The sequence below is a fragment of the Actinacidiphila sp. bgisy167 genome (genome assembly GCF_965342175.1).
GTDB lineage: Bacteria > Actinomycetota > Actinomycetes > Streptomycetales > Streptomycetaceae > Actinacidiphila.
The window spans coordinates 1-7441 of sequence record NZ_CBDRBL010000140.1 but is presented as its reverse complement, the minus strand read 5'-3'; the positions used below and the strand labels follow the sequence as shown (position 1 = coordinate 7441).

Sequence of the window (7441 nt, the reverse complement as noted above, 5' to 3'; positions counted from 1 at the left end):
CGTCCAGCGCCGCAACCGACACGCCGTCAGTGTCCTCGATCAGGTGACCAGTCTTCGTATCCATCAGGAGTCCCTTCTGAACGGGTGCCCACCTGATTCATGACACTCCCGTTCACCCCGACGAGCCGAAGTCAGTGTGTCCGGTCAGGTGGGATTGCACTGCTGGAGGGGAAGCGTCGTCCTGCGTGGTTTACTCTCGACGCCCTCCTGGAAGCGGATGGAGTAGCAGCGGTAGGCGCGTGAGATCGAGGTGCCGAAGAAGCTGGTGTTCTCGTAGGTCGCGAAGAACTTGACGCGGGTGCTCAGCGACCGGTCCGACAGCTCGTAGGAGACGAGGGTGCCGTAGTAACGCTGGGCAATGGCTCGCGTCTGCGCCTGGCTCGGGTAACTGATACGCGCCTCGTCCTGGACATCGTCCTCGTACGACTCGACGAACCTGGCCATCTGGTCCAGTGCCTCCTTCTCATGGCGCTCGTTGGCGTTGGTCTGGCGGTGGGCCATGATCATGAGTGTTCCCGCGGCGAGCAGCACGAGGACGATGGGCGCCATGAGGGCCACCATGCAGCCGGGGGCCGGTACCCCGCCGCGGTCGGACCGCGACGGAGCACCGACAGAGGAGAGAGCCCGATTCACTGGCCCTCTTGCCTGAGCGCGGCGGGACCCAGCGTCATGTACGCCTGCGCGTAGGCGCTGGTGCCAGTCTTGTTCGGGTGGTAGCTCTCCCGGCTGAGGCAGCTGTCACCCCACAACCACCAGCACAGCTGCGTCGCGTCGTCGCCATGGTGGAAGTCGCCGTCACCGTTCGGCCCGGCCACTACCCCGTTGATGCCCTCCGTCGCGTCGCAGATGCGCTTGCCCTCGAACGCGGACTGCGGGGACCGATAGCGCACGTTCTGTGCGGTCATGGAAGCCGCGAGCTCGCGCTGCTTGTCCTCGAAGTACTGGGCCATGTCGTTCAGAATGACACGCTGGGACGCACTCACCAGTGTCGAGCAGGCCTCCGTTCGGCTGAAGAGCAGGGGATACCCCATCAGGGAGATGGTCGCGTTCGGCGCTTCGGTGTGGATGTCTTCCAGCAACTCCCTGGTTTCCGCGACGGCGTCATCGATGTCCGACTGCATCGAGGCTTCGGAGGGACAACCGCTTATCACGCAGTCCTGGATCTTCTGGTCGAACTGGGCGTCGTTGCCGCCGATGGTCAGCATCACCAGGGTTGTGTCCGAGCTGAGGACGCCGGAGTCGATCTGCAACTTCTCGTGGAAGTTCCCGTCGAAGCCCCAGGTTTCCATTCCTGTGCTGGTGTTCGTCGGCGAGCCCGACCCCGCCTGCCACGCCTTGGCTCCGGAACAGGCGACGAACTGGAAGTCGAGACTTGTGTCGTAGCTGTCCGCGAGTGCCCCGACGGTCTCCGACTGGTTCGGGAGAGTCACCTTGCGCGGCCATGCGTTCGGGCTGCGCCGGCAGGCGTTCCAGCTGGTCTCCCCGTGATCGCGGTCGCTGACGTGGTAGTAATCTCCCGAGCCCTCGCCGGAGGTATAGGAGTCACCCATCGCGACGACCATGTCGTGCGGTTTGCCCGGGAGTTTCTGGAAGGCGACCGAGGTGTAAGCCACGTCCTCGTCGGCGGTGCCGTCGTCGGTGGTGTTCGTGAGCTCCACCTGGGGAGTTCCGGTGAACTGGTAGACACCGAGCTCGGCCCAGGTGTTCTCGCTGTAGTGGGTGTTGAGGTAACGCTCCCGGTCACCACCCGCCACGCCGTGGATGGTGTAGTGGGCCTGCTGGGTGTGGGCGCCGGTATCGGGCAGGTGCACGAACACCCGGGCCCAGCCGTTCAGGTTTTGGCCGAGTGTCCAGGTTCCGTTGACGGTCATCACTCCGTTGTCGCCGCCGAGGTGGGCGGCGTTTCGGGTGTGGGCGAACCAGTAGTGGCCGTCGTATCCGCCGCCTATCTGGTACAGGTCGCCCTTCCCCTCGTACTGCCCGAGGCCGGGGCTGACCGAGCCGTCCGAGTTGAACGTGAACTCGAAGCTCCCGTCGTCGGTGCCGGTCGTACCGCACGTGCTGTACGTGTTCGATTTGTCCGGTACGGAGTTTACGATCAGCGCGCCCGCGGGCAGGTTGTTGGCGGAGTCGCCGGCGCAGACGGGGGTGCCGTACTGGAGCCGGTAGCCGCGGCCTGGTTCCGATATCAGGGTCTGGTACTTGATGTTCTCGTTGCCACAGGTGGAGGCGCAGTCGTCCTTCCAGGTCGCGTTCGACTCGTGCCACCAGTACTGCGTGAAGCAGTCGGCGTCCGGGCAGTCCGGCGGGTTGGCGGAGTCACAGTTGTTGGCGGAGTTGCAGAAGGTGCGCAAGGGCGGCTTGATGGCACTGCGGGCGGCCTCGGTCGTCCACCACGCGGGACGGAAGCCCGCCGACGCGTAGCCGCTCTCGCCCGGCCAGTCCTGGCGGCCGGAGGTGGCGTAGGAGAACCCGGTGTCGATAGACCAGGCGGCCCAGCCCATCACCTTCTCCTCGTAGGGCCAGTACTGCGGATGGGCGGCGTCCCACGGCCAATTGGCCGGATCCCAGGTCATGTCCATGAATGGGTCGCGGTCCGGCGGATAGGCCGGGTTGGCGGGGTTGTTGTACCAGCCCAGGCCCCAGTTGCCGTTCTTCGTCTCGTCGGAGCGGGGGTTGAAACCGAGGTTGTAGTTCCACAGAGCCGCGAACCAGTTCTCGACCCGGGACGGGTCGTCGTTGTTGACGGTGATCGTCTGGCTCGGCTCGTGGAGCTCGTTCCACTTGTCCGCGAGGATGTACAGGGAGGCGGCGACGTTCACTGTGTAGTCCAGGGCGACCGCGCGCTGGGTGGCCGCGGGCAGCGCGGTTTCCCCCTCCTTCCCGTACCCCGCAAGCCGCATGCCGTCGGTGACCTGTCCTACGCCATAGCCGCAGTCAGAGTTCGCCCAGTTGATCTTCCAGTACTCGGCCGGGGTATCGCCCTTGTGGCCGTAGAATCCGGCGTAGGAGGCCAGCGGGCTGCCCATCTGGCCGGGGATAGCGCCTGGCTCGGCCTGCCACAGGTTCGACTCCTGGGCCATGACGCCGAGCAGCACGTTCGCCGGGATGCGGCCGCCACCGGTTAGATCGGGGCGGGGGAAGAGGCCCTGCGGGTCGATGGTGCCCAGCCCGATCTGGTCGCGCCAGCCGCCCTGGGTGATCTGGTTCGCGCGCAGTTCGTTGCGGACGGCCATGTCGACGGCCCACTCGACCTGGTTCGGTGTGGGCTGCAGGGCCTGGGAGTTGACGTCGTTGCGGGGCACTGAGCACCAGCGGTCGGTGTCGACCGGGTTGTGGGCCAGGGAGTCGTCGGTGACGGTGGCGGTGGTGCCGGTGAGTGCGGGGGACACGGAGGTGTCGCCGCTGGCCGCCGTGGTCTGCGCAACCGACTGCGTGATCTTCTCACCCGTGAGGGTGGCGGTGGACCTTACGGTGATTGGCTCGCCGCCGCCGACGGTGTCGGGCGCGCCGGTGACCGGGCTCCTTGATTCTGCGCCGCTCTTGTCGAAGCTCTTGCCCGCGTCCTTGATGCGGGCGAAGCCGCGGCGGACGCCGGGGGTGAGGATGGGGTCGACGGCGAGCCGTCCCAGAGTGGAGACCTCCGTCTCTGCGGGGGCGTCCAGGAGCGTGACGCCCGAGTCCTTCAGATGGGTGTCGACGGGCTCCCCGGTGAGGAACACCCGGCCCTCGGTGCCCTGGCGCAGGTCCACGTCACCGAGCTTGCCCGAGGCGATCACGGAGGGCTTGCCACGCCCGCGCCACAGCTTGGCCTGCGTGGTGGAGTCGCCCTGGCGGTCGAGGAAGGCTACGTGCCCGTCGCGGGTGAGCCGGATGTCGAACGGAGGGCTGTCGGCGGTGGTGAGCATCATCAGCCGGCCCTTCTCGTCGAGGTGGACCAGGTCGCGCCCGCGTGCGCCGATTGCACCGTCCTCGACCGGTACCGCGCTGGTGACCTCGCCCGCGGTCACCGCCGAACTGACCGTTTTTCCGGCCGTGTCGACTGTCACCACGCGGCTCTTCGTCTTCACCGGGTCGTTCATGTCACGGAAGGCGGTGAAGGCGGCCGTGTGCGTGACCGTGTTGCAGGACGGATCGAAGTAGGCGAGCGACGCGGTGAATGGCAGCTTCGCTACGCGGCCGGTGACGGTGTTGACGACGGCCGCGAACGCGCCGCCCTGCATCAGGTCGGGCTTGTTGGTGAAGGTGCGGGGCGCGTACACGGCGGCGACATGACTGGCGTCCATGAGGCACTGGTTGCCGATCCAGGTGTCCGCCGACATCGTCGGCTCCGCCAGGGAGGCGACGGTCTTCCAGGCGTACGCCTTCGACGAGTCGGCGACGAGGATCTTCAGGCCGTCGGTGTCCGCCGCGCTGGTCACCGCCCGGTCCTTGGACGCCTTCCAGCCCGTGCCGAGCTTCTTGCCCGGATTGTCGGCCTGGGCGGGTGGCACGGATTGGGCGGATGGTTCCGGAGACGGTTTCGGTATCGCCTCTGCGGCGAGTGCCGGCGCGGCGGCTGGCATGAGGCCGACGACCGCCAGCACGGCGGCCGTCAGCACGAGGGACGGATGTGCTCTACATCTCAGCCTCAAGGATTCTCCAAGGTCCGGAAGAGAAGTTGACTGGACAGACTCCGCAGCCGTCTCTGTGTCGAAGACGCCGCTGAGTCTGATGTGGGGGCGAGCGGCGGTGAGCACGCCCGGTGAGGCGGCTACGGCGGTGTCTGTTCACCTGCCGCGGCGTCTCCGACGGGGGCCGCGCATACGGTGAGGGTGCCCTCGGGCGTGGTGACGGTCCAGTAGACGCCCGCTGCCTCGACACCGTGGAGTGCCACGATGTGCGCGTCAGTGGCGCGGGCCGCGCATCGTCGAAGGACCCGGAGTTCACCATGTCCGGAGACGGCACTGGACTACACCTCCTTGTGGCTCGCCGCTGAAGCCGCCCCCTGAACTCGATCAGGAGGGAGGCCGTCTGGCCTATCCCGGGCCTCCCCCGGTAGCCGCTTGCCAGCGGACGGCGCCACATCCTCCGCCTCGCGGCCCACTGGCACCGGAGTCCTTGCTGTCGCACCACGGCGCTTCAGCGAGGACTCCGGATACTGAGACTGAATGCAGGGGGATTCCCCCAGAGGATATCTGTATCGCACGGCATAGTGGCAGCTAAAATGGCCCCTCGAACTCTAGGCAGCCCAGCCCAGTGCGCGTGCTCGCAGCAGCAGAATATGTGTGCCCTTTACCGCAGTATCACAGGTGGGATAGTCTATGGAACCCAGTAGCGGAACGAGGCGTTCTCGTTGTACACGCTGGTGAATCTCGCCCGGCTTTCGTAAGGGTTCAGCACATCCTCTGGCCCATTGTACCCACTGAAGTAGTACACGCGAGCAACGTACTTGTAGTGGTCATTTCGCGCGGACGCCGCATTATTCTTGATTTTCTGCCCCGATCCCGGCCACGGGCTGGAAACGCCAAGCATGCAGAACTTCAGTGGCTGGGCCGTCGATGTCGAACCGCCAAGACGAAGGGCATCGAAGTCGTATACGCCGTACTTGAGATTGCGGTACGAACCGCCCAGGTTCGAGTTGTAGAAGATATGAAAGGGGAACTCTGAGGAATACTGGTCGGCGCAGGCCGCCGTATTCATGAGGGTTTCGTCATCGTTGTTGGTGCCATCGTCGTAGGGGTCATATCCCGCGTGGGCGGGAGATGCCAGCGCCACAGCGGCAACGAGCGTCGTCGTCAGGACGCCAAGTCTCCGGAGTGATGTACGCATTTATTCTCCTCGAAAACTAGAGCCGTCGGTGCCTACTGATGCCTACCCTGCGCCGCTACGCGCTCCTGCTGCAGCACCTTGAGATTTTTGCCAATCATCGAGTTTTGAATTTCCGCCTCGGAATCGAACCACACGCGCTCAACATGGTATTTGTCGCGGCACTCCACGTCGGCGACCGCTGTGTCGATCTCCTTTTGCGTGAATCCGCCGTTGGCTGCCCACTGTGGGTCGTCGTTGGCGTCCATCGGCGCTTCGTAGTTGTAACCCTTGGTCTTCATGCATTCCGACCACCGCTTGAAAGCGCGGAGGACGCGTGAATCGTTCATAGAATCACGGTAGGAGTAGTAGGCGATCTCTTCAGCCATGCTGGGCTGGCGTGCGGCATCCATCTCTTCACTGGGGCGGCCATCGACTTTAAAAGCGCACTTCTTCAGCACTTCTCGATCAGTCTCCATGGAATGATCCTCCCGCAGCGCCTTATTGTAAGCCGCCACCTTTTCGGGATCCGGGTGGTAACCACTTTTGCGTGCTTGCTCAATATCGGAGCGTCCATACCGGGTTCCAGTAAAGGAGTTATTCTCCAGAGAGGGAAGATCGGGGGCAGGCTCCCACTCGGGGAGACCGGCGTCTGCCATGCATTCGTCGATGCGTGCATCTCGGGCTGAGGCCACGAGGCTTCCCGCCCTCGAGGTATCTGGCAAATACGCTTCAATAGGCAGTTGCCACGTTGTGGGATCATCCGAGTCGGCGCTTGATTCTGCCACCAAGTCCTGACCGTGCGACTTGACGGTCTGCGCCTGGCCGCTTTCTCCACTCTTGGATGTAGAGGAGATAATGACCGTTGCAGTTGCAGCGGCCAGCACCGCTGACACCGCAACTCTAGAAATTCGCCGTTTAGGGTTGCTCACTGATTCCTCCATCATACTGATACCGTATGCCATTTGCGGAGAACGGTCTCACCGCCACCTGAGGCGACTTAGTGATGCGCTTGAATTGGAATTGCAGGAAGAGGCAACGGCGGCACCGCAGTGCCGCGAGCGGGCCTTGCTTCAGCGGTGATTGCATCGCGCAAAGTCGCGTGACAACGACGGTTAGCCGGCAGATCGTGGTCAGATCAGCAGTGGAAGACTGGGAGGGAGCGCTGCAGATTCAGAGTCACACATTGGGCTGGTGTGTCTTCCCTTTGCGCCTGCATGGCCTCGTCCACGTATCCCCCCACCTGACCCGCATGTCCCCTGCACTTTTACAGGATCAATACATCATGCACCCACTGGTGCTCTCAAGATCAGGGGCGCACCAATCCCAGGCCTGTTTAGGGCGTGGCCTAATCAGGCCAGGAGCAGGCAGGTGTCCCAGCAGGGCCCCGGTGTTTGCCCGGATCGCCCCGGCATGGGCCGGTTGATCATGCCGGCGGGCCCCGGAAGCAGTGAACACTCCGGGTATGGGTGAGGAGGTGCTCAGCGGCCTGTATCGGGAGGTGTTCGCCGCGGTGGTGGCCGCTTCGGGGCCGGTGAACGGGGTGGAGTTGACGCGGGCGGTGGGCCGGGAAGCGGAGATCAAGAACGAGGTGGAGAAGATCCGTCACCGGGCCTATTGATCCGAAACGGTTTGGGTTCTGGGTCGTTGATGG

At 64.4% G+C, this 7441-nt stretch carries 6 protein-coding genes; 1 reads left to right on the top strand and 5 read right to left on the bottom strand.

Features of this window, described 5'->3' with window-relative positions; all coding sequences use genetic code 11:
* Nucleotides 1–144: 144 nt before the first annotated feature.
* From ACRWND_RS29705 to ACRWND_RS29685, 5 genes are all read right to left on the bottom strand, one after another.
* Nucleotides 145–549: a hypothetical protein gene (locus ACRWND_RS29705; protein ID WP_431954886.1), complete on the bottom strand. Its 405-nt coding sequence runs from the start codon at nt 547–549 to the stop codon at nt 145–147.
* An 80-nt stretch (nt 550–629) separates the two neighbouring features.
* Nucleotides 630–4493, bottom strand: coding sequence for an SGNH/GDSL hydrolase family protein (locus ACRWND_RS29700; RefSeq protein WP_431954884.1), 3864 nt, complete (start codon nt 4491–4493; stop codon nt 630–632).
* Between the two features lie 260 nt (nt 4494–4753).
* Nucleotides 4754–4876: a hypothetical protein gene (locus ACRWND_RS29695; RefSeq protein WP_431954882.1), complete on the bottom strand. Its 123-nt coding sequence runs from the start codon at nt 4874–4876 to the stop codon at nt 4754–4756.
* Nucleotides 4877–5301: 425 nt separating this feature from the next.
* The gene (locus ACRWND_RS29690; RefSeq protein WP_431954880.1) at nt 5302–5811 is read right to left on the bottom strand and encodes a hypothetical protein; all 510 of its coding nucleotides are present in this window, start codon (nt 5809–5811) and stop codon (nt 5302–5304) included.
* Nucleotides 5812–5843: 32 nt separating this feature from the next.
* Nucleotides 5844–6734 (bottom strand): hypothetical protein, encoded by an 891-nt coding sequence (locus ACRWND_RS29685; RefSeq protein WP_431954878.1) that lies wholly within the window; start codon nt 6732–6734, stop codon nt 5844–5846.
* Nucleotides 6735–7252: 518 nt separating this feature from the next.
* Between ACRWND_RS29685 and ACRWND_RS29680 the strand changes: the two genes are divergently transcribed.
* Complete coding sequence (locus ACRWND_RS29680; protein WP_431954876.1) at nt 7253–7408, top strand: hypothetical protein; 156 nt, start codon at nt 7253–7255, stop codon at nt 7406–7408.
* Nucleotides 7409–7441: the final 33 nt, after the last annotated feature.

Coding starts and splice junctions, on each gene's coding strand:
- ACRWND_RS29705 (WP_431954886.1), bottom strand. CDS start 549: ATGGCGCCCATCGTCCTCGTGCTGCTCGCCGCGGGAACACTCATGATC.
- ACRWND_RS29685 (WP_431954878.1), bottom strand. CDS start 6,734: ATGATGGAGGAATCAGTGAGCAACCCTAAACGGCGAATTTCTAGAGTT.
- ACRWND_RS29680 (WP_431954876.1), top strand. CDS start 7,253: ATGGGTGAGGAGGTGCTCAGCGGCCTGTATCGGGAGGTGTTCGCCGCG.
- ACRWND_RS29690 (WP_431954880.1), bottom strand. CDS start 5,811: ATGCGTACATCACTCCGGAGACTTGGCGTCCTGACGACGACGCTCGTT.